This is a genomic window from Halostagnicola larsenii XH-48 (genome assembly GCF_000517625.1).
In the GTDB taxonomy this organism is placed as follows: domain Archaea; phylum Halobacteriota; class Halobacteria; order Halobacteriales; family Natrialbaceae; genus Halostagnicola; species Halostagnicola larsenii.
Genome location: NZ_CP007055.1, coordinates 47,980 through 69,110, shown reverse-complemented (window position 1 = coordinate 69,110; position 21,131 = coordinate 47,980). Strand labels below are relative to the sequence as shown.

23 protein-coding genes are annotated in these 21,131 nt (G+C 62.9%); 15 read left to right on the top strand and 8 right to left on the bottom strand.

Translation table 11 applies throughout. The features are described from left to right. Nucleotides 1–4 precede the first annotated feature (4 nt). Entirely contained in the window at nt 5–1,012 is a 1,008-nt protein-coding gene (locus HALLA_RS00315; RefSeq protein WP_049951524.1) for a DUF5784 family protein, read from the top strand. Between the two features lie 403 nt (nt 1,013–1,415). Continuing rightward, a complete protein-coding gene (locus HALLA_RS20870; RefSeq protein WP_169732093.1) occupies nt 1,416–1,571 on the top strand; it encodes a hypothetical protein in 156 nt (51 codons plus the stop codon). 510 nt (nt 1,572–2,081) lie between these two features. On the opposite strand, the gene HALLA_RS19785 is transcribed toward HALLA_RS20870, so the two are convergent. Beyond that, nucleotides 2,082–2,378 carry a hypothetical protein gene (locus HALLA_RS19785; RefSeq protein WP_084569022.1) on the bottom strand — a complete coding sequence of 99 codons (297 nt, stop codon included), beginning with the start codon at nt 2,376–2,378 and terminating at the stop codon, nt 2,082–2,084. Between the two features lie 229 nt (nt 2,379–2,607). Further along, a complete protein-coding gene (locus HALLA_RS00310; protein WP_049951523.1) occupies nt 2,608–2,895 on the bottom strand; it encodes a DUF5789 family protein in 288 nt (95 codons plus the stop codon). 162 nt (nt 2,896–3,057) lie between these two features. Here HALLA_RS00310 and HALLA_RS00305 point away from each other — a divergent pair, with 162 nt between their 5' ends. Both HALLA_RS00305 and HALLA_RS20865 read left to right on the top strand, forming a co-directional pair. After that, entirely contained in the window at nt 3,058–3,834 is a 777-nt protein-coding gene (locus tag HALLA_RS00305) for a PHP domain-containing protein (protein WP_049951522.1), read from the top strand. Nucleotides 3,835–3,892: 58 nt separating this feature from the next. Next, nucleotides 3,893–4,057 carry a DUF6757 family protein gene (locus HALLA_RS20865; RefSeq protein ID WP_169732092.1) on the top strand — a complete coding sequence of 55 codons (165 nt, stop codon included), beginning with the start codon at nt 3,893–3,895 and terminating at the stop codon, nt 4,055–4,057. 22 nt (nt 4,058–4,079) lie between these two features. On the opposite strand, the gene HALLA_RS00300 is transcribed toward HALLA_RS20865, so the two are convergent. Continuing rightward, a complete protein-coding gene (locus HALLA_RS00300; RefSeq protein ID WP_049951521.1) occupies nt 4,080–4,403 on the bottom strand; it encodes a 4Fe-4S dicluster domain-containing protein in 324 nt (107 codons plus the stop codon). A 221-nt stretch (nt 4,404–4,624) separates the two neighbouring features. Here HALLA_RS00300 and HALLA_RS00295 point away from each other — a divergent pair, with 221 nt between their 5' ends. From HALLA_RS00295 to hemL, 4 genes are all read left to right on the top strand, one after another. Further along, nucleotides 4,625–5,008, top strand: coding sequence for a thiol-disulfide oxidoreductase DCC family protein (locus HALLA_RS00295; RefSeq protein WP_049951520.1), 384 nt, complete (start codon nt 4,625–4,627; stop codon nt 5,006–5,008). Nucleotides 5,009–5,119: 111 nt separating this feature from the next. After that, nucleotides 5,120–6,142, top strand: a complete 1,023-nt coding sequence (gene hemB / locus HALLA_RS00290; RefSeq protein ID WP_049951519.1) for a porphobilinogen synthase — start codon at nt 5,120–5,122, stop codon at nt 6,140–6,142. 558 nt (nt 6,143–6,700) lie between these two features. Then, a complete protein-coding gene (locus tag HALLA_RS00285) occupies nt 6,701–8,455 on the top strand; it encodes an ammonium transporter (RefSeq protein ID WP_049953950.1) in 1,755 nt (584 codons plus the stop codon). A gap of 201 nt (nt 8,456–8,656) precedes the next feature. After that, nucleotides 8,657–10,003 carry a glutamate-1-semialdehyde 2,1-aminomutase gene (gene hemL / locus HALLA_RS00280; RefSeq protein ID WP_049951518.1) on the top strand — a complete coding sequence of 449 codons (1,347 nt, stop codon included), beginning with the start codon at nt 8,657–8,659 and terminating at the stop codon, nt 10,001–10,003. Nucleotides 10,004–10,365: 362 nt separating this feature from the next. Here hemL and HALLA_RS00275 read toward each other — a convergent pair whose 3' ends face one another. Further along, a complete protein-coding gene (locus HALLA_RS00275; protein ID WP_049951517.1) occupies nt 10,366–10,734 on the bottom strand; it encodes a group I truncated hemoglobin in 369 nt (122 codons plus the stop codon). 134 nt (nt 10,735–10,868) lie between these two features. On the opposite strand from HALLA_RS00275, the gene hemC reads away from it, so the two are divergent. From hemC to HALLA_RS00255, 4 genes are all read left to right on the top strand, one after another. Further along, nucleotides 10,869–12,065, top strand: a complete 1,197-nt coding sequence (gene hemC / locus HALLA_RS00270; protein WP_049951516.1) for a hydroxymethylbilane synthase — start codon at nt 10,869–10,871, stop codon at nt 12,063–12,065. Between the two features lie 40 nt (nt 12,066–12,105). Beyond that, the gene (gene cobA, locus HALLA_RS00265; RefSeq protein ID WP_049953949.1) at nt 12,106–12,918 is read left to right on the top strand and encodes a uroporphyrinogen-III C-methyltransferase; all 813 of its coding nucleotides are present in this window, start codon (nt 12,106–12,108) and stop codon (nt 12,916–12,918) included. A gap of 3 nt (nt 12,919–12,921) precedes the next feature. Beyond that, nucleotides 12,922–13,656: a uroporphyrinogen-III synthase gene (locus HALLA_RS00260; protein ID WP_049951515.1), complete on the top strand. Its 735-nt coding sequence runs from the start codon at nt 12,922–12,924 to the stop codon at nt 13,654–13,656. 117 nt (nt 13,657–13,773) lie between these two features. Further along, entirely contained in the window at nt 13,774–15,327 is a 1,554-nt protein-coding gene (locus HALLA_RS00255; protein WP_049951514.1) for a DHHA1 domain-containing protein, read from the top strand. 3 nt (nt 15,328–15,330) lie between these two features. On the opposite strand, the gene HALLA_RS00250 is transcribed toward HALLA_RS00255, so the two are convergent. Continuing rightward, entirely contained in the window at nt 15,331–16,083 is a 753-nt protein-coding gene (locus HALLA_RS00250; RefSeq protein WP_049951513.1) for a PHP-associated domain-containing protein, read from the bottom strand. A 283-nt stretch (nt 16,084–16,366) separates the two neighbouring features. Between HALLA_RS00250 and HALLA_RS00245 the strand changes: the two genes are divergently transcribed. Further along, the gene (locus tag HALLA_RS00245) at nt 16,367–18,064 is read left to right on the top strand and encodes a thiamine pyrophosphate-binding protein (RefSeq protein ID WP_049951512.1); all 1,698 of its coding nucleotides are present in this window, start codon (nt 16,367–16,369) and stop codon (nt 18,062–18,064) included. A 157-nt stretch (nt 18,065–18,221) separates the two neighbouring features. On the opposite strand, the gene HALLA_RS00240 is transcribed toward HALLA_RS00245, so the two are convergent. After that, on the bottom strand, nt 18,222–18,611 hold the full coding sequence (locus HALLA_RS00240; RefSeq protein ID WP_049951511.1) for a hypothetical protein: 390 nt from the start codon (nt 18,609–18,611) through the stop codon (nt 18,222–18,224). 200 nt (nt 18,612–18,811) lie between these two features. On the opposite strand from HALLA_RS00240, the gene HALLA_RS00235 reads away from it, so the two are divergent. Together HALLA_RS00235 and HALLA_RS00230 are read left to right on the top strand one after the other, a co-directional pair. Then, the gene (locus HALLA_RS00235; protein ID WP_049951510.1) at nt 18,812–19,126 is read left to right on the top strand and encodes a DUF5783 family protein; all 315 of its coding nucleotides are present in this window, start codon (nt 18,812–18,814) and stop codon (nt 19,124–19,126) included. A 102-nt stretch (nt 19,127–19,228) separates the two neighbouring features. Next, nucleotides 19,229–19,588 carry an iron-sulfur cluster biogenesis protein NfuA gene (locus HALLA_RS00230; RefSeq protein WP_049951509.1) on the top strand — a complete coding sequence of 120 codons (360 nt, stop codon included), beginning with the start codon at nt 19,229–19,231 and terminating at the stop codon, nt 19,586–19,588. A 167-nt stretch (nt 19,589–19,755) separates the two neighbouring features. Here HALLA_RS00230 and HALLA_RS00225 read toward each other — a convergent pair whose 3' ends face one another. Continuing rightward, entirely contained in the window at nt 19,756–20,658 is a 903-nt protein-coding gene (locus HALLA_RS00225) for a ketopantoate reductase family protein (protein ID WP_049951508.1), read from the bottom strand. Between the two features lie 103 nt (nt 20,659–20,761). Then, on the bottom strand, nt 20,762–21,055 hold the full coding sequence (locus HALLA_RS00220) for a DUF7130 family rubredoxin-like protein (protein WP_049951507.1): 294 nt from the start codon (nt 21,053–21,055) through the stop codon (nt 20,762–20,764). Between the last annotated feature and the right edge of the window lie 76 nt (nt 21,056–21,131).

Here is a 21,131-nt window from a genome sequence, read left to right as displayed (position 1 = left end):
ACGCGTGGCACGGCCGCTCCGCTTCCGTTATTCGCCCGCTCATTGGAGCGAGCAACGGGTCCGTCAGAAGATTTTGCAACCGCTTCGAAACAACATCGGCGCTCGAGCCGTCAACCCGCGATTCGATATCAACGGTGGGTGGGACACCCACCGATTCGAGATGGCAAACGGCGATATCGCACTGTTCGCCCGGAACGACGAGGAGGCCTACTGGATGGGCAACACCGAGACGCCGTCGGCGCTGTGGCGAACCGACAAGTTCGGCTGGGGCGAGGTCCCCTATCATGTCTCGCGGTGGACACAGCGGGAACTGCTCGAGACGCTGTACGAGGAGGATCCGTGGCTCGAGGCGTACCCCCACCTCTCGTGGTTTTTCCTCCCCGTGTTCATGTCCAAGGACGGACGGGAGTCCACGCGAGCGTTCTTCCGCGAGCACGCCGGTGGCTTTCCCGACGCCGGCCGACGGGACGCGATGGGGTTTTTCGAGGAGTTTTTCACCACCGGCACGCTCGACGAGTACCGACACGTCATGGCGGGGAAACTCGGTACCAGCGATCACGTCGACCGCGTTCGCATGAGCGCGTCGATGGGCGAGTTCATCGCCGCGAAAATCCTCGTCGACGCGGGCTACGAGGTGGTTCCCGAAATCGAAGTGACGACGGGACACTCGCTCGACTACCGCGCGAAGGACGCGTCGACGAACATCCTCGTCGAGGTCACCCGCCCGCAGCCGCCCGGAAACAGGGCCGCCTCGGGACCGGTCGCCGCGGTTCGAGATACCGCAGAAACCAAGACGAACGGCCAGCTCGCCGAACACGGCGGCGGCGCGGTATTGTTCGTCGACTGCTCGAGCTTCCGCGACGATAGCTGGAACGCGGTTCGGGGCGAGCAACCCGACGTTCGCCACCGACCCGCGGTCGTCTACCGCGCCCGACCGGACGGCCACGTCGAGGGCTACCAAAAGGGATCGGTGCCGCTCGAGCTAGGTGACGCGCTCGAGTTTCTGGACTGAGCATGCTCTCGAGGAGTCCAGTTTGAAGAAATTTCGACACGTGCTGTCGCTGAAATTGGAGAGTGTATGCTGGCAACGATTGCGCCGGACAATTGCAGCAGAACTTCGAGGTTCCAGTCAGTCATCACACGAAAAGAGTGACCCGCTACGGTTCTGCCAGCCACAAATCTCAATAGTATAAGTGACTACCCGACAACAAACAAGACAGAAACCGCGCTTCAATCAGCCGCCAGGGGCATGCGCTGAAATGCCCCGGGTGATGCACCACCCGAGGCGCGGTTTCTAACCCGCGAGGGTTCGAAACCATGTTTGCGTTGATTCTACCGAGATATAAACGTCTCGCACGACAGCCGTACCGCTATCAACTAGCCGGCGCTCCCCGAAAGCTGCACTCGAGGGGCCGATGAGCGACCAGTCACCAACTGAAGACGAGCGCGAAGCGTCGTCGCTGCCACGCTGTCCGCGGTGTGACACGCCGGTTGCGCTGGTTACGAGCCGCGGGCCGACAGAGCACATCTGCTCGCCGTGTGGGTGTCAGGTCGGCTCGCCCGATCTCTGAGGAGGCTGCTCGAGGGCTTCGATCACTGGTCTCGAATTCCAGTGAAAAATCATTCTTTGGCTGTGTATGGACAGGAGACACACCTTCAGTACAGATGCGAACTTCCCATTAGTCTATACTGTATTCTTCGTCAAGATACGGGTTATATCTTCGACCGCAATTATCACACTCATAGAACTGTATTCGCCATCCCGGTGTCGTATGTCGGGCTGAGTACGTCTCCCGTTCGCCACAACGGGGACAGATAGTTGGCGGGGAGGATTCCATACCTGTAGATGATCGAACGAATCGTGATAAGTACGTCCCCAAAGTGAGTATTCGACCTAACCGGCTTATTACCAGTTCCGTGTCCTATCCAGGAGTATGGAAGGCGAGTCTTCATCCGAGATTGGTTGTCGGCAGAGTCTCCGCACGATAACAGCGGTTGCAACCGCCGGAGTTGCAGTTATTGAAATTAGGAGTATTGTTGAAAGCGTACTCTTCAGACGGCAGTCACAGTGGAACGGCTCACTACAGGGACACACCAAACATAAGCAATAGGCCCGTTATGAGGAAGTACAGAAGAGAACCCCCGACCAATAATGCCACTGTTATCAGTAAGACCGACTGGAGAACTGAGTGTCCAGAATCCGTAGAATCTCCATCCCTCCGACCCATTCCAGTTCCATTATCTATGTATCCCATCGACTGGAGGGTTGAAGTCCCGGAATCTCCGTCTGCGTTCTCCATTCTAGCTTCCATATCTCCATTTACATCACCTCCTATATCACCATGCAGCCCCATTCCGCCACCACCATCTCCGTCCATAGTCATTCAAACACGCCGACACTAATAAGCGTTCTCCAGCGTTTATCGACGATTTCTCGAGTGATCAGTAGAAACGCTCTGAATCCAATACTCTGTATCTTGCACGACGTTTGTGATGACTACTGTAGAGATCGGCAACCAGTCGAGTCACTCTATCATCTAGAGTCACGGCGCTACGCTGAACGACGAAACCGAAGCGTCGAACCGCAAAAAGTGCAGATCGCTCGTCTCAGAACGACAATTGTTCTGGCGCGTACGGGCTTCCGAGCGGCGTCGGGTCGCGGTCGCTGTAGCCGACGCGGCCGATCGCCTTCTGGCTCACGGCGGAGTAGACCGCAAAGCGGACCTCCTCGGCGGACTCGAACGTTTCCGAATCGAGGCGCGCGAGTACCTCCTCGACGGACTCGGAGCCGTTCGGGAGCTCGAGCGTGCGGTCCCCGTAGGCCTCGATCATTTCTTCGGTCGTCGCGGGATACTCGTGTGCGTCGATCATCTCGCCGGTGCCATTGAGCAGCATTACGCGCTAATCTGTGTGAACGATAATTATAAACATTGTCCATAAACGTTCTTTAGGAGGGCGATAGAGATTATATGCCTAAGACATCCTAGAACACGACCGAGGCATGGCTCGAGCCCGCCGTGAGAAACGGCTTTAGGACCGGGCCGACTCGAGACGAGTATGCCATACGCCGACCTCCACGTCCACACGACTCGCTCGGACGGGGGACTAGAACTCGAGGCGGTGCCCGAAGCCGCCCGCCGTAACGACGTCGAGGTCGTCGCGGTCACCGACCACGATCGACGCCAGCCCTTCGAGGAGTCGGTAATCGAACGCGACGGCGTGACGATCGTCCACGGGATCGAACTCCGCGTCGAGACGGCAGACGGCCTGCGTGTCGACCTGTTGGGGTACGGACTCGAGCCCACGCCGGCACTCGAGTCGACGCTCGAGGCGATCCAGACGAACCGCCGCGAGCGCGGGCAGGCGATCGTCGACCGCGTGGAGGACCGACTCGGCGTCGACCTCGGCGTCACCGTCGACGACGGCTTCGGCCGACCGCACGTCGCCCGCGCGGTCGCGGACCACCCTGACACCGAGTACGATTACGAGGCGACGTTCAACCAACTGATCGGCGGCGACGGACCGTGTTTCGTTCCGCGGGAGATCCCCTCGTTCGAGCGCGGTCAACAACTCCTCTCGGAGGCTGCGACGATCGTTTCACTGGCCCACCCGCTTCGCTACCCGGATTCGGAGCGAGCCCTCGAGCTGACCGCAGATCTCGACGCCGTCGAGTTGCATTATCCCTACGGCGCTCCCGTGGATATAGGGCCCGTCGAGCGGGCGATATCGACCAACGATCTTCGTATCACCGGCGGGACCGATGCCCACGACGACCGGTTGGGCGTCGCCGGCCTCACTGCCGAGGAGTATCACGAGCTCGAAATCTCACGTTGAAACGGGATTTGCAGCCGGGAGCGGAGGCTTCAATGTCGCTCGGCCCAAACGATGGACTATGAATTGCCACTACTGCGACCGCGAAGCCGCATTCGCGGCCGAGTCCGACGGACTCAAGGTGGGCCTCTGTGAGGAACACTTCCGCGAGCGGTTGCAGGAGCTCGCCGAGGCCGACGGCCTCGAGACGCTCAGAGAACGCGTCGACGTCGATCGTGCCGAGTGAGGACAGGCGAAAAGAGACCGAGTCAGGCCGTTCGACCGGCATCGACGTCGATCGCGTCGACCGGACAGACGTCGACACAGAGCATACAATCGATACACTGGGCCTCCTTGGTCGGCTCTGCCTTCTTGTCGCTCTCGGGGTGTCCCGGCGTGTCGGTCCACGTGAAGACGTCGACGGGACAGTCCTCGAGACAGGCCCCGTCGGCGATGCAGAGGTCGTAATCGACGGCGACGTGCGTACCCCGAATCCCGAGCTCTTCGGGTTCGTCGACCGGTCCCCAGACGGCGACGCCGTTTTCCTCACCCTCTTTCTCGCGGTTCTCGTTGAACTGTGGATCAATGGCCATTGCTAACGAATGTAAATGCGAGACGCGAACTTAAATGTATGTTCCTATACACGCGCGTGAATCGTCAGAAGAGAACGCATTCGCTGGCGTGCGTCGGCGATGGTTCCTCCGGACAAACGACGAGGAACGGGTACCAGACGGGAGAAACACACTGTCGAACGAGTGCGCTCGAGCGGCCGTCGGTGCTCAACGCTTTTGGTAATTCGAGTCCGATGTCCCGTATGACCGCGCCAGAATCGGCCCCGCCGCGGCTGGTCTTCGACGACGACTGTGGCTTTTGTACCTGGTGTGCCGAGTTCGCCGCCGAACGCGGCGAGTTCGAACTCGTCGGCTTTCAGGATCTTACGCCCGATCAACTGGCCCGCCTCCCCGAGGACTACGAGGACTGCGCTCACCTCCTTACCCAGAACGGCGTCTACTCCTGCGGCGAGGCCATCGAGGAGATAGGGACGCGACTCGAGACCTCCTCTCGACACCTCGCGATGGCGTTCAGACAGCTTCCCGGTACCGAAAGGGCCCGAGAACCGCTCTACCGACGGGTAGCGGACAACAGGGATCTGTTCGGACGGATCGTGAGTCGAACGCCGCCCGGGCGCGAAGAGTAACCGCCACGTGAGGCCGATGTGTGGCGTGAGACCAGCGGCTCCAGTCGCGGTGTGGAACCTCCGGACTGCGGCGAGCGCATCCCTTTTGCGCGACCCGACGAATGGTGAGATATGGAGCTTACTCATCGTCCGCGGCGGCTTCGCCAGGATCGAATTCGACCGCTGGTGAGCGAGACGAGTCTCGAGCCGTCGGATTTCATCGCCCCCGTCTTCGTCGATGCGACGACCGAGGAGCGCGTTCCGATCGAATCGATGCCGGGCCACGAGCGCGTCCCGATCGACGAGGCGGTCGCTCGCGTCGAGGAGGTCCTCGAGACCGGCGTCGAGGCCGTCATGCTGTTCGGCATTCCGCGGTCGAAAGACCCCGACGGAACCCGCGCCTGGGCCGAGGACGGCGTCGTTCAGGAGGCGACCCGACGGATTACGAGCGAGACCGACGCGTACGTCATCACCGACGTCTGTCTCTGCGAATACACCAGCCACGGCCACTGTGGCCCGCTCGAGGAGGAACTTCGTGACGAGGAGGGCGGCGTAGACGAACCGATCCACGGGCACGACGCCACCACGACGGTCGACAACGACGCGACCCTCGAGAGCCTCGAGAATATCGCGACCTCTCACGCCGAGGCCGGAGCGGACATGATCGCGCCGAGCGGGATGATGGACGGTATGGTCGGGGCGATCCGCGGTGCGCTCGACAGTTCGGGGTTCGACCACGTCCCGATCATGAGCTACGCCGCGAAGTACGAGAGCGCCTTTTACGGGCCGTTCCGCGACGCGGCGGACGGCGCGCCCTCCTTCGGGAACCGCCGTCACTATCAGATGGATCCCGCGAACGCGCGCGAGGCGATCCGGGAGGTCGAACTCGACGTCGAGCAGGGCGCGGACGTGCTGATGGTCAAACCAGCGCTCCCGTACCTCGACATCGTCGCCGATCTGCGCCGGGAGTTCGATCACCCCGTCGCCGCGTACAACGTCTCGGGCGAGTACGCTATGCTCCACGCCGCCGCCGAAAAGGGATGGCTGGACCTCGAGGAAGTCGCCCTCGAGTCGCTGCTATCGATCAAACGCGCGGGTGCCGATCTGATTCTGACCTACTTCGCCGAGGACGTCGCCACCCGCCTTCAGGGGTGACGGGTTAAGTCGGTCGCTCTCGAGCGACCGACGTTTTGCATTCGGAATCACAACTTTTGGGGAATACCACCGATATCAATACGTACGGTAATTTCTTCCGTCGGTTTAATCGAATTCAGGGTCTAACGTAGCCACGAGGAAGTCGGAACGACGGTTTCGAACCGACCAATTTTGACGGATAGTCACGGATAGATTCGATCGCACACGTCGTGGCAATACCTGCCGCGCGCGGGCGGCAAAACCGGGTTTCTAGCCCGCATCGGCGTCGTCATCGCTGTCGGCCGGCTCGAAATCCGGTTGACGAATGGTCACTGTATAACCACTAGCCGAAAAATCTGGCCGCTTCAATACCCTTATACAGATTAAATCACCTCTAGATTCGGACGGATGGAACTATTACACTTCATTAATGGACGCTCGTAAACGCTAACCCTTATATTATACAGGAGCCTGCACCTCAAACGTGATTTGGAGGATAATCATGAGTGAAAATCGATTCGATGTGGACGAACGTATGGGGAGTAGCGAGATAGTGACCAACACGGGGGAGCTAGCATGATCGAAGCCGCACCACTGCAAGCTGATCCGGAAGTCGTCGCCGAGGGGATCAACCTCGTGTGGGTGTTGATGGCTACCTTCCTGATCTTCTTCATGCACGCCGGTTTCGCCATGCTCGAGGCGGGACAGGTACGCTCGAAGAACGTCGCGAACCAGCTGACGAAGAACCTGCTGACCTGGAGCGTCGGCGTGACGGTGTTTTTCCTCATCGGTGCGGGCGTCGAGTCGATGGCCGGCGGCGAGGGATTCGCCTTCGCGTTCGATACCGCCGATCCCAACGCGTGGGTTGACTGGCTGTTCGGTGCCGTGTTCGCGATGACTGCCGCGACCATCGTGTCGGGAGCCGTCGCGGGTCGCGCGAAACTCCGCGCGTACGTCGCGTACACTTTCCTGCTGGCCGCGGTCATCTACCCGGTCGTTTCGGGCATCTCCTGGTTCGACGGGGGGTTGCTCATCGAGGGAGCCGTCGGTTCGGCCGTCGGCGCGCCCTTCGATGACTTCGCGGGCGGCACGGTCGTCCACGCGATGGGCGGCATCGCCGGACTGACCGCGGCGTGGATCCTCGGACCCCGCATCGGTCGGTTCAACGACGACGGCTCGGCGAACGTCATCCCCGGTCACTCGATGACCTTCGCGGTGCTGGGGACGCTCGTCCTCGCGTTCGGCTGGTACGGCTTCAACGTCGGAACCGCCGCCGACGTGCTCGTCGTAAACGAGGAGGGAATCCTCGAGCTCGGTGACTTCGCCTACGTCGGTCGCGTCGCCATGGCGACGACGATCGCGATGGGCAGCGGTGCGATCGGCGCTGCGCTCGTCGCCTGGGCCAAAACCGGAAAAGTCGACACGCTGTACGTCGCGAACGGCCTGCTCGCCGGGCTCGTCGGTATCACTGCGATTCCCCACGCAGCCACCTGGTGGGGCGCGTTCCTCGTCGGTGGCCTCGCCGGCGCCCAGCTCCCTATCGTCTTCAGTTTCGTCGAAAACTACCTGAAGATCGACGACGTCTGTGCGGTCTTCCCGGTCCACGGCTCGGCGGGTGTCCTCGGAACGCTCATGCTTCCGGTCGTCGCTGCGCCGGAGTACGTAGCGGGTCTCGAGTACGGTCGGGTCGAAATGTTCTTCGGCCAGCTCGCTGGCGTCGTCGTCATCGCCGTCTGGACGGTTCTGACCACCGCGATCATCTGGGGGGCGATCAAGGCGGTCGGTCAGGCACGCGTCACGCCCGAACACGAGCGCGACGGCCTCGACGTCTCCGAACACGGCGTCGACACCTACCCCGAGTTCGGCAAGCCGGACGTCGACGTCGCGACCGACGGCGGACGCCGCCAGATCCGCACCGACGGCGGTGAGCGATTCGATGAATCGCGATCCTCGTCGGAACTCCGTTCCGACGGCGGGGCTCCGAACGACGGCGAAATCAAGATGGTCACCGCGATCGTTCGACCCGACCGCCTCGGCGCGGTGAAGAAAGCGCTGGCGGAAGCCGGCGCCCCCTCTCTCACCGTCACGAACGTCTCCGGACGCGGCTCCCAGCCCGCCAAGAAGGGACAGTGGCGCGGCGAGGAGTACACGGTCGACCTCCACCAGAAGGTCAAAATCGAGTGCGTCGTCGCAGACGTCCCCGCAGAAGACGTCGTCGACGCGATTCGCGAGGGGGCCAACACCGGCGAACCCGGCGACGGCAAGATCTTCGTTCTCCCCGTCGAAAGCGCGACGCAGGTCCGGACCGGCGAGACCGGAACGGACGCGGTCTGATTGCGACGCGCTGAAATCGACCTCGAGTTCGGCGTACTGGTTCATCGCGCCGATCTCGAGTTCTCCGCTGTGCATCCTCCGTTTCAGGGGGTGCTGTGGTCAAGCGACACCGGTCACTTCTGTGGTGCTTTTTTCACTCCCAGCCGGCCGTCGTCGATCGACCTCGGTACTACTTTGACGACCGACACGTAACGGCCGTACATGAACGACGAGCACTCGCGTGCGCTCTACGACAGAGCGCTGTCGGTGATGCCCGGCGGCGTGAATTCGACAGTTCGTGCGGCGATCGAACCGTATCCGTTCTTCGTCCAGAAAGGCGACGGCGGTCACGTCATCGACGCGGACGGCAACCGCTACGTCGACTGGGTGCTGGGACTCGGCCCGCTCCTGCTCGGCCACGACCTCCCCGAACAGGTCCGCGCCGAAGTCCAGCGGACCGCGAGCGAGGGCCCGATGTACGGCGCGCCGACCGAAATCGAGGTCGACCACGCCGAGTTCGTCGTCCGACACGTCCCCAGCGTCGAGAAGATCAGGTTCGTCAACTCCGGCACGGAGGCGACGACCTCGGCGGTTCGACTGGCTCGAGGGCACACCGGCCGAAACAAGATCGTCGTCATGCAGGGCGGCTATCACGGGGCCCAGGAGACGACGCTGGTCGAAGGCGACGCGGATAATCCACGGCCGAGTTCCGCCGGGATTCCACAGTCGTTTTCCGAACACACGATCCCGGTGCCGTTCAACGACGAGGACGCCATGCGCGAGGCGTTCGCGAAACACGGCGACGACATCGCGGCCGTCCTCACCGAACCGATCCTCTGTAACTACGGCATCGTCTACCCCGAGGAGGGGTATCACGAGTTCCTGCGAGAGATCACCGACGAGCACGGTTCGCTTTTGATCTTCGACGAAGTGATCACCGGCTTCCGCGTCGGCGGGCTGGGCTGTGCCCAGAGCGAGTTCGACATTACGCCCGACCTGACGACGTTCGGGAAGATCATCGGCGGCGGCTTCCCGGTCGGCGCGATCGGCGGCAAAGCGGAGATCATGGAAGGGTTTACGCCCGCCGGCGACGTCTTCCAGGCCGGTACCTTCTCTGGGCATCCGGTGACGATGGCCGCCGGCCTCGAGACCCTGAAGTTCGCCGCGGAAAACGACGTCTACGACCACGTCAACGACCTCGGAGACCGACTCCGGAGAGGGCTGACCGACATCGTCGCCGACCAGGCACCGAATTACACCGTCACCGGCACCGACAGCATGTTCAAGGTGATCTTCACGCGGGACGGGCCGGCCCCGAGTTCGCTCGAGGAGCAGTGTCCCGCCGGCTGTCGGCAGGACCCGACCTGTCCGCGGTATGACTACTCACCGAAAAACGCCGCGGACGTGAAAAACGCCGAAACCGACCGCTGGCGGCGGATCTTCTGGGGACAAATGAAAGAACAGGGCGTCTTCCTCAGCCAGAACCAGTTCGAATGCCAGTTCGTCAGTTACGGCCACACCGACGCAGACGTCGAGGAAACGCTCGAGGCGTACAAACAAGCGCTCTAGGCGCAATCTCGAAAAGTCGACTCGAGATTAGTTGACTTTCTCAGAACCTGCAGCGAACCCATATCTACAAGTCGTCGGCTCCCACACGAAAGAGTGGAAGGGGAGCTCCCCCGAAGGAATACAGGGAATCCGGCGTTTTTTTGCGGTACAAGACGACTACCACCTCGAGCGTCGGTTAGCGCACGCCGGTTTTGTCACGGACGGAATATCAGTAGTGCCTATCACCGAGCACCGCCGACGGCGAGCGGTCGGAACGCCGTAATTGACGAGGAGGATGTCAAAAACCGGACTGCGTTGTGCACCCAAGAAACCGATGGGAAACGGGTCACATGGTGCTGCGAAGCGAGAGCGGAGCTATCGACTCAGTCCGCGGCCGTGACGATCGCACCCTGATAGCTCGCGATTTCCTCGAGGACCGCCTCGCGTTCGTCCTCGTCGACATCGAACGTCCGAAGCGCATCGTCGAGATGGGTCGCAATCGCCTGAAACTCCGAGGGGGAGATTCCCATGTCCGCGTGGACCGCCGCCATCTCACCGCCGGAATAGTCGACCGGGCCGCCGGTGACCGAACTGATAAACTGAGCCTGGTGTGCGCGCTGTTTCTGCATGTCGACGCCGTCGAAGTAGCCCGCAACCAGTTCGTCTTCCATGACGCGGTCGTAGAACTCGTCAACGACGGCCGTAATCGCGTCTTCGCCACCGAGTCGTTCGTAGAGGGTTCGTTCGGGCATCGGCTCATCGTTTCAGTTCCGTGGACAAAAACGTCCTGTCGAACATCTTCGTCGTGTGAACGACTGGCAACATTCTCGAGAACGAGCGGGGACAGAGCGTGCGCTTTTCATACTCGAGGCCCGGATCAATGGCTATGAGAACACGCGGGAGATTACGGCTGGCGACACGGGGGTCCGCGCTCGCTCGGCGGCAGGCGGCCCTCGTCGCGGAGCAACTCGAGGACCGCGGCTACGAGGTCGAGCTCGTCACCGTCGAGACGACGGGCGATCAGATTCGAGACGAGTTGATCCATCGGTTGGGAAAGACCGGGGCGTTCGTCCGCGAACTCGACGAGCGAGTGCTCGAGGGCGACCTCGACGGCGCGATCCACTCGATGAAAGACATGCCCACCGAGCAACCCTCGGAACTGGTTACGGCAGCGATTCCGGAGCGAGGAGCGCCGGGTGATGCCCTCGTGACGCCGGACGGAACGTCGCTCGAGGGGCTTCCCGACGGGGCCACCGTCGGCACCTCGAGTCTCCGCCGGCGCGCGCAACTCCTCTCGGAACGACCGGATCTCGAAATCGAGCCGCTTCGCGGAAACGTCGACACCCGACTCGAGAAACTCCTCGCGCCCGCGCTACAGGAAGAACACGCAGAGCGGAGCGAGGCCGACAAGGAGCGGAAGGGCGACACCGGCGGCTACAAGCCGGATTACGAGGAGAAGGATACCGACGAAGACGACGACGCAGCCGATGGCCGAACCGTCGACGAGTGGTTCGACGACCTCTCGGAGATCGAAAAGCAGGCGCTCGGCCGAGAAATTGAGACCGAGTACGACGCCATCGTACTCGCGGAAGCCGGCCTCGAGCGCAGCGGGCTGGCCCATCACGTCGAGTACGAACGACTCTCGAGGAAGACGTTCGTCCCCGCGCCAGGACAGGGTGCGCTCGCGGTAACTGCGACCGACGGCGAGACGGCCAGGAAGATCCAGACGGCGATCGATCACCCGCGGAGTCGCGTCGAGACGACCGTCGAACGGACGCTCCTCGCAGAACTGGGTGGCGGCTGTATCGCGCCGATCGGCGTGTACGCGGTTGTACAGGGCGAGTACGTACAGGCCAGAGTCTCCGTCTTCGACCGCGACGGCGAGGAATCCGTGCTCGCGAACCGAGATCTTCCCGTCGAGACACACGCTACTGCCGCCGCCGAGTTCGCACGGGACCTCGAAGACCGCGGCGCGGCGAGATTGATCGCGGAGGCGGAAGACGACGATGCCGATGCGGACGAGAGCGACGCCAAAGTCGACGATATCCGTCCGGATCGAGAGGACCAACCGGAGGGGAAGTGAGGTGACGTCCAACGCGAACGCGCCGGACGGAGAACCGGACTTGGACGACGCACCGAGTTCGGAAGGAACGGCCACCGGAACCGTCTCGCTGGTCGGCAGCGGCCCCGGCGATCCCGAACTGCTGACGGTCAAAGCCAAACGGCTCCTCGAGGACGCCGACATCGTCCTCCACGACAAGCTTCCGGGACCGAAGATTATCGAGACGCTTCCCGAGGATCGTCGCGAGGACGTCGGCAAGCGCGCGGGCGGCGAGCGAACGCCACAGTCGGAGATCAACGAACGGCTCGTCGAACTCGCCCGCGAGGGAAAGGACGTGGTTCGACTCAAGGGCGGCGACTCGTTCGTGTTCGGCCGTGGCGGCGAAGAAGCCGAGTACCTCGCCGCCCACGAGGTTCCGTTCGAGGTCGTCCCCGGCGTCACCTCGGCGATCGCCGCGCCTGCTGTGGCGGGGGTCCCCGTCACCCACCGCGATCACGCCTCCTCCGTGAGCTTCGTGACGGGTCACGAAGACCCCACGAAAGACGATTCGGCGGTCGACTGGGCCGCGCTGGCCGCGACGGGCGGTACCATCGTCGTCCTGATGGGCGTCGGTCGACTCCCGGACTACACGACGGCGCTGCTCGAGGCAGGCATGGCTCCCGAGACGCCCGTCGCGCTGATCGAGCGCGGCACCTGGCCGGGCCAGCAGGTCGCGACCGGAACCCTCGAGACCATCGTCGACACTCGCGACGGGGAAGGGATCTCCCCACCCGCGGTAACGGTGATCGGCGACGTGGCCTCGACGCGCGAGGCCGTCGTCGAGTTCGTCCAAAACGACTACGAGACGCCGGCCGAGAACGCCACGGAGGAGTGATCCATGTCGACAGAGAATCCGACGGTGGCCGTCTTCCGCCCCGACGACGACCGGATCGACGCCGCCGTTTCGTTGCTCGAGGAACTCGGCGTCGACCCCGCGCCGGATCCGATGCTCGCCGTCGAGCCGACCGCCGCCGTTCCGCGGACCGACGCCGAGTACGTCGTGTTGACGAGCAAGACCGGCGCTGAACTCGTCGCCGAGGCCGGCTGGAAACCGGGCGACGCGAGCGTCTGTGCGATCGGTCCGGCAACCGCCGACGCGCTCCGAAACGTCGGGTACGATGTGGATATCGTTCCCGACGAGTACACCTCGAGCGGGCTCGTCTCGCGGCTCGCAGACGAGGTCGACGGCGCGCGCGTCGAAGTCGCCCGCAGCGACCACGGAAGCGACGTGTTGCTCTCTGGTCTCGAGGCAGCCGGCGCGTACTGCCACGAAACGATCCTCTACCGGCTCGTTCGCCCCGACGGGGGCGGTACCACCGCCGATCTGGCAGCCGAAGGCGACCTCGACGCGGCCTGTTTCACCTCGTCGCTGACCGTCGAACACTTCCTCGAGGCCGCGCGGGCGCGAGGAGACGGTACCGCGGCGCTCGAGGGCTTAAACGGGGCCGTCGTCGGCGTCATCGGCGAGCCGACCGCAGAAACTGCAGCCGACCTCGGCGTCGACGTCGATGTCGTCTCGAGCGAAGCGACCTTCGAGACGTTAGCGAGAGAAACCGTCGCCGAACTCGAGTAACCGACGATCGTTTTGCAGCTCCGAGAACGCGGCGTCGAAGAGCCGCGACGCGGCAAACGACGCGCTCGCCGGACCGCAGCTTTATCCCGGAAGCCGACCCACAACCGACCGAGACGAATGTCAGGCCCCGTTCCCGAACTCGAAGACCGTGCCCGCGAGTGTGCTAGCCGTCTGTGCGAGGCCGACGAAGTGCTGCTGGCGTCCCACATCGACGCCGACGGCCTCACCAGCGCGGCGATAGCCGCGAGCGCGCTCGAGCGCGCGAACGTTCCCTTCGAGACGGTATTCGAGAAACAACTCGACGAGCGAGCGATCGCCGCCATTGCCGCGAGGGAGTACGAGACGGTCCTGTTCACGGACTTCGGAAGCGGTCAACTCGACGTGATCGGCGAGCACGAGGACGCGGGCGCGTTCACGCCCGTCATCGCCGACCACCACCAGCCCGCAGACAGAGAGACCGAGTACCACCTCAACCCGCTCCTGTTCGGGATCAACGGCGCGTCGGAGCTCTCGGGTGCGGGAGCGAGTTACGTTCTCGCGCGGGCGCTCGCGGAAACGGCCGAGCACAGCGGATCGTCGGACGGAGCGGTGGCGACCGACGGCGGAGCCGAGGCCGAATCCAGCGGGGCCACCGAAAGCGGCCACACCGCGGCGAACGGGCCGCCGGCCGGCGGGACGACGTTCAGGTCGGACAACCGCGACCTCGCCGCGCTCGCCGTCGTCGGGGCCGTCGGCGACATGCAAGCGTCTGGCGGCGAACTCCACGGCGCGAACGAGGGGATAGTCGAAGAGGGCGTCGACGCCGGCGTCCTCGAGACCGCGACCGATCTCGCGATCTACGGCAAGCAGACCCGGCCGCTGCCGAAGTTACTCGAGTACGCTACCGACGTCTACATTCCCGGTATTTCGAACGATTCGAACGGCGCGCTGCGATTTCTCGACGGTCTCGACCTCGAGTTGAAACGCGACGGCGAGTGGCGGCGGTGGTCGGGTCTGACCGGCGAGGAAAAACAGACGGTCGCGAGCGCGCTCGTCCAGCGGGCTGTCTCGAGGGGCGTTCCGGCGTCGAAAATCGACGGGCTCGTGGGCACTTCCTACGTGCTGAGCGGCGAACCGGTCGGGACGGAACTGCGAGATGCCAGCGAGTTCTCCACGCTCTTAAACGCTACAGCGCGATACGAAAGAGCCGACGTCGGCCTGGGGGTCTGTCTCGGAAACCGCGAGGGAGCGCTCGAGCGCGCCCGGACGCTACTGAGAAATCACCGGAAAAACCTCTCGAAGGGGATCGACTTGGTCACACAGGAGGGCGTGACGACTGAAGAACACATCCAATGGTTCGACGCGGGCGACCGGATTCGAGAAACCATCGTGGGCATCGTCGCGGGAATGGCGATGGGCAACGACGGCATCGCCACCGACAAGCCGATCTTCGCGTTCGCCGAAAAAACGGGGAGCGAAGGCGACGACGGCGAAATCAAGGTTTCCGCTCGAGGGACCCACAGCCTCGTCAGAAGGGGACTCGACCTCTCGGTCGTGATGAGCGAAGCGGCAGGAGCCGTGGGCGGCGACGGCGGAGGTCACGATGTCGCCGCGGGGGCGACGGTTCCCGCCGGAAAACCGTCGACGTTCATCGAGCGCGCCGACGAGATCGTGGGCGAGCAACTCGAGTGAGACTTACGTTCGGTCCATCGACGCCGGAAAAGTCGGAATTAGCGGCGCTCGCTTGGTGAGCATGTACGTCGACTTCCGTACGGCGCCTTTCGCGTACTGAACCGAACTCTTTCGGATCGGCGTTCGTTTTCCCCGGATCTGCGTGTGGCCTGCGAGGATCGCGTCGACGAGTTCGTCGCCGTCGATATCGGCTTTCGTCTCCGCAGCGGCCTCCGGTTCGACGAGGATTTCGGTGTACGCTTTCCCGACGTTCGGGAGGTAGTGTGCGTCGCTCGCCCCGATCAGGGGGTACTCCCGCCGCGTCGCAAACGTGCGCGCACGCCGGTTTCGGTACCCGGTGAAGACCATCGAGTTGTACACCTCGATCGCGTCGGCGTCCCTGAGATAGCGTTTGCGGACGCCGTGGCGCGAGCGCTGGAACGGGTGGGGAACGATCGCAATGCCACCGAGCTCACGAACGCGCCGAACGGTTTCCATAAACGGTAAGCCGGGGTCCGGGCGTTCGTGGACGCCAATCGCCAGCAGATGACCGTGGCAGGTCGACACTTCCACGCCTGGGATCCCGATCAATCCGTACTCCGGAGCGAGAGAGGCTGCACGCAGCGATTCCTCGATTTCGTCGTGGTCCGTGATCACGACGCCGTCGAGGCCGATGTCCGCGGCGTGTTCTAAGATGAGTTCGACCGGCTCGTGTCCGTCGTAGGAATCGTCGGAGTGGACGTGGAAATCAACCGCAAATGGGAGGTATGAGTTCATAGGGCCGACTGTCGCTATATGCGATAAGACTGTCAGACCCATAAGCGCTCCGTCTACACGGATTCTCGTGTCGCGACCATTACACGATGCGACACGCAAGGCCGCCGTTGACACCCCACTTGGAGACAGTCTGCGTGTTCGTGTGGTCGATCGGCAGAACGGAACCGCTGAACGAATTCGATATAGCGCTATACAATTTACTGTAGTGGTGAGAGGCGGTTTTCGGACTGGATCGAGAACGGGGTTCGATTTTTGTCCGTCCGCCACGAGTCACACACGAGCCATGACAGAAGAATACACGGGCGCAGATCTGTTCGCCGACGCCCTCGAGTCCTACGGCGTCTCGCACGTCTTCGGGAACCCCGGAACGACCGAACTGCCGGTGTTGAACGCACTCGCCGAAAGCGATCTCGAGTACGTACTCGGTCTCCACGAAGACATCGCAGTGGGGATGGCTTCAGGCTACGCGAGCACGCGACGCTACCACGCAGACGGCGATCCGTCGATCAACCCCGCGGGCGTCGTAAACCTCCACATCGCCCCCGGACTCGCACACGGACTGGGGAACCTCTACGCCGCGAAGATGGCGGGAACGCCGCTCGTGGTCACGGCGGGAAACCACGAACGGGATTTTCGCCACGAGGAGCCGATCCTCTCTGGAGACCTACTCGAGTTGACCCAGCAGTTCTGCAAGTGGTCCGAGGAAGTTCTCGACGTAAACGCGCTCCCGACCATGATTCGCCGGGCGTTTCGCGTCGCGCTGACGCCCCCGACCGGTCCCGTCTTTCTCGGGCTTCCACTGGACGTCATGCATGCAGAAACCAGCCCGGAGGCGATCGAACCACTCGGGCCGATACCGACCGCAGGCGGCGGCGATCCCGACCAGATCGAGCACGCAGCGGCTCTGTTCGCGGATGCGGACGACCCCGTGTTGATCGTCGGCGACCACGTCGCTCGAGCGGGCGAGCACGCCGTCGAGGCGGCCGTCGACCTCGCGGAGGCGGCGGGCGCGCGAGTCCACGGCGAGATCCAGGCCAGCGAGGTCAACTTCCCGACCGATCACGACCAGTGGATCTCGTTCGTTCCGCCCGACGAAGGGGCCGCGTCGATGCTACTGGAGACGGATACGATCGTCCTCGCCGGGGTATCGACGAACACGACGCTGCTGGCTCACGACGAACCGCTGATCGACGCCGACACGACCTGTATCCACCTGAGCGACGCCCCTTGGGAAGTCGGGAAGAACCAGCGCGCCGACGCGGCCATACTCGGCGATCCCGGGGCCGTCATGGCCGAACTGGCGGAGCGCGTTGCCGATCGGCTTTCCGATGACGAACGCGAAACGCGCCTCGAGCACGTCCGCGCGGTACGCGAATCGATGGACGGACTCATTCAAGCGATGGGTGTCGACGAGAAGCCTGACGGCGAAACCAGGGCGGGAAAACACGAACTCGTCGACGCGCTCGAGGCGGTCGCGCCGGACGCGTTCATCGTCGACGAAGGAATCACGTCGAAGTACCCGCTTTTGACCCGATTCTCGCTCTCTCCGCAGCAGCTAATTTCGAACAAGGGTGGCGGACTGGGCTACGGACTCCCCGCGTCCGTCGGCGCGGCCTTGGCCGAGTCGATGCGCGAGGAACCGCGAGACGTAATCGGGTACATCGGGGACGGCTCGTACCTGTACTACCCGAACAGCATCTACACGGCGTCCCGATACGACCTCGATCTAACCGTCGTCGTCGCTGACAACCGCAACTACCGAATTCTCAAGGACAACATGCAGAAACTCTACGGCGGCACTGACGAGGACTTCGAGTACGTCGGCATGGACTTCGAACCTGCTGTCGACCTCGTCGGAAACGCAGCGAGCCACGGCGCACGTGGACAACTCGTAGAGACGCCCGACGAGATCGAACCGGCCATAGAGCGGGCTATAGAGCGCGACGGACCCGACGTACTGGACGTGCTCGTCCACGATTAGGGAGATCGTAACCCACTCGACTACTGATATTGCTCATAACAGGCCGTTCGAGCCCGAGAAGCGCTTTTAGAAGGAGAAAGGGGGAGTGCTCGATCGGACGAACGGAAGGCCAAGATAAATCACACTACGATATATAAAATTCTGGAACGGATCCGGACTACGAAACCGTCGAAGGTTCATCAGGAACCGACGCTGGCAGCGACACGGATCCCAGTACGGTGCAGAGATCGAGCGGGCTATCGGGCGATTCGACCGTGTCGTGAACGCGAATCATGCACTCGAGAAGTCCCTCGAGCGCGGCGTCATAGGTCGTGACCCGACCGAGCACCTCCGTCGTCGTGCACTCGCCGATCGAGTACCGGTATCGAATCTCCCAATAGCGGCTCAAGCCGAGCGACGGGTGGGATCGATCGGCAGAGACACACACCGCAATCAGCGTCAGCGGGGGGCTGCTGTGCCGATACGCGATCCGATCGTCGCTGTGCTCGAGTGGCCCCCAGTTGGGCGGAAGTTCCTCCCGTGGAAGGGACCGCTGCATGAGTGACATAGCACATCGAATGTGATTGCGCGGGGTGCGCGTTCGGCCTGCGAGTTCATCCCACCTATGTAGGCACCCGATACCCTATCAGTGAACGAGACGGTTTCTTCAGGCCTTGGGAAAAACAGCCGGCACCTGCAACCCCGGGCGGGCGGTCTCCGAGCCGACCGATCGCCCCACTTTTGGTCACGCTGTGCCTTCTCACCGATATGGCTGATTTCGATCCCGAGAAGTTCGAGGACAAGTACGCGAACTACTTTCCCGAACTCCAGCAGGCGTACAAGAACGCGTTCAACCGGATGAACGACCAGTACGATTCCGAACTCGTTCACGCCATCGACCAGCAGGTGTTAAACGAGAGCGAGCCGTTCTACACGGGCGACGGAGAGTTTCGCGTAGAACTGCCGGACGATCCCTACGACCGGCTGGCGGGCGTCGTCGTCGAACGGGAGCGCTTCGAGCGGGTACTCGAGGAGCACGTCGCCGAAATCGAATCCCAGCTCGAGCGGATCTTCGGCGTCTAACCGCCGTTCCGACCGGCCACATCGGCGGAACCTGGCAGTCTGGACCGAAAAAGGATTGAAACTGCGGAAGGTCTAAGGACGTTCGCTCCCAACACGTAATACATGAGCACGGAAACCCAGAACGACGGAGACGACCTCGAAGACAGCGTGACGAACTTCCTGCGCCGGAACTTCCCGCAGATTCAGATGCACGGCGGTAACGCGGCAATCAGAGATATCGACCGCGAAACCGGCGAAGTCACCATCGCACTCGGCGGTGCCTGCAGCGGCTGTGGCATCTCCCCGATGACGATTCAGGCGATCAAGAGCCGAATGGTCAAAGAGATCCCCGAAATCGAGAAGGTCAACGCCCACACCGGCGCTGGCGGCGACGAAATGGGCGGCGCGACGCCGTCGTTCCCCGGCGAAACTGTCGACGACGACGTCGGCGAGTCCGACGAAGGCCCCGCCGCTCCGTTCTAAGCACGCGAGAAGCACACTATTCGGTTCGGCACGTTGGTTCGGTCCAGGCACATCGTTTTTCGGTCAGTATACGACGGCACGCGGGCGTAGCGTGCGCCGAACGTCCACTCCAACTGATCGTGCGAGCGTGACGATTACGAGTGCAGTTTTCACGTGGACGGGTACCGTTACCGACCGTTGCCCTGCCCTCGCTCCTGCGTGCGAACGAGGGACGTGAGAAGCCGATTCGTCGGTACGTCGAGCCCTCGTTCTGTCGCCCGGTCGACCACGTACCCGGAGATCGAATCGATTTCCGTCCGTCGCTCGGCGAGCAGGTCCTGTGCCATCGAGGAAGTGTTCTTTCGCGTAGCTGTGGCCACCGTTTCCATCGCCTCGAGGGCCTCCCTGTTCGAGAGCGATACGCCAGTTGCGCGCGCGGTCCGGGCAGCTTCGCGCGTTGCGGCCCGGGCGACGGCGTTCGCCGGCGGCTCGAGCACCGCGCCGTTTTCGGTCGCCGTCAGCGCGGTTATCGGGTTGATGCCGGCGTTGACCGCGAGTTTCTTCCAGCGCTGAACCGGCATGTCGTCGGCGACGGTCGTCTCGAGGCCTGCTCGTTCGAACGCCTCGCCGACCGCTGTTGCGAGCGGAGAGCGGCCGCCGCCGTGCGGACCGAGGGTGATCTCACCGAGTCCCGTACACTCGACGATGCCCGGATCCCGGAGGATGGCTCCGTAGGTCACAGTTCCCGCGAGAACCGGCGTCTCGAGGTGCTCGGCGAGTATCGCTTCGTTTCCCATTCCGTTCTGGACCGACAGCACCGCCTCGAAGCGCCCCGTCGCCAGCGTTTTCGCCGCCGGTTCGGTGTCGAAGGCTTTGACAGCCACCACGGCGAGGTCGGCTTCGAGACCCGCACCGTCGGTCGCCGCCTCGGGGTTGACGATGCCCTCGAGTTCCCCCTCGAGTCGAAGGCCGTTCTCGCGGACAGCGTCGGCGTGAGCCTCGCGCGCGACGAGCGTGACCTCGTGTTCGCGCGCGAGCACGCCACCCAGAAGGCTGCCGAGGCTTCCGGCCCCGAAGACGACGATTTGCATGGCTCGAGGTGGAACGAGCGCGGTGAAACCGTTTTCGTCTCCGCTCGAGGGAGACCAAAAGTGGATGGCAGCGACTGGCGAGTACTGCAGAGCGCGGCGCCGGTCAGTCTTCGGTCCAGTAGTAGATATCCTCCTTGCTGGTGCCACACGATGGACAGGTATCGGGGATGTCCTGGTCGAGTTTGCCCATCTCGCCGCACACCTGACAGCGCCACATGAGTTCCGCTTCTCCGAACTCCTTGCCCGAACGGACGTGTTCGACGCTCATTCCCTCGATACCTTCCCGGAGCGTGACGTAGAACCCGTTCTCATCGAATCCGCGGATCCGTCCGACCTTGGTCCCGTCCTCGGCGTACACGTTCGTTCCGAATCCGAGGCGTGTCGTGTCGTCGGCCATGGACTAGGTGACCACACGAGCCTGCATAAAGGGACAGCAGTGTGCGACCGTCGACCACTTATTACTTGAATTGGTA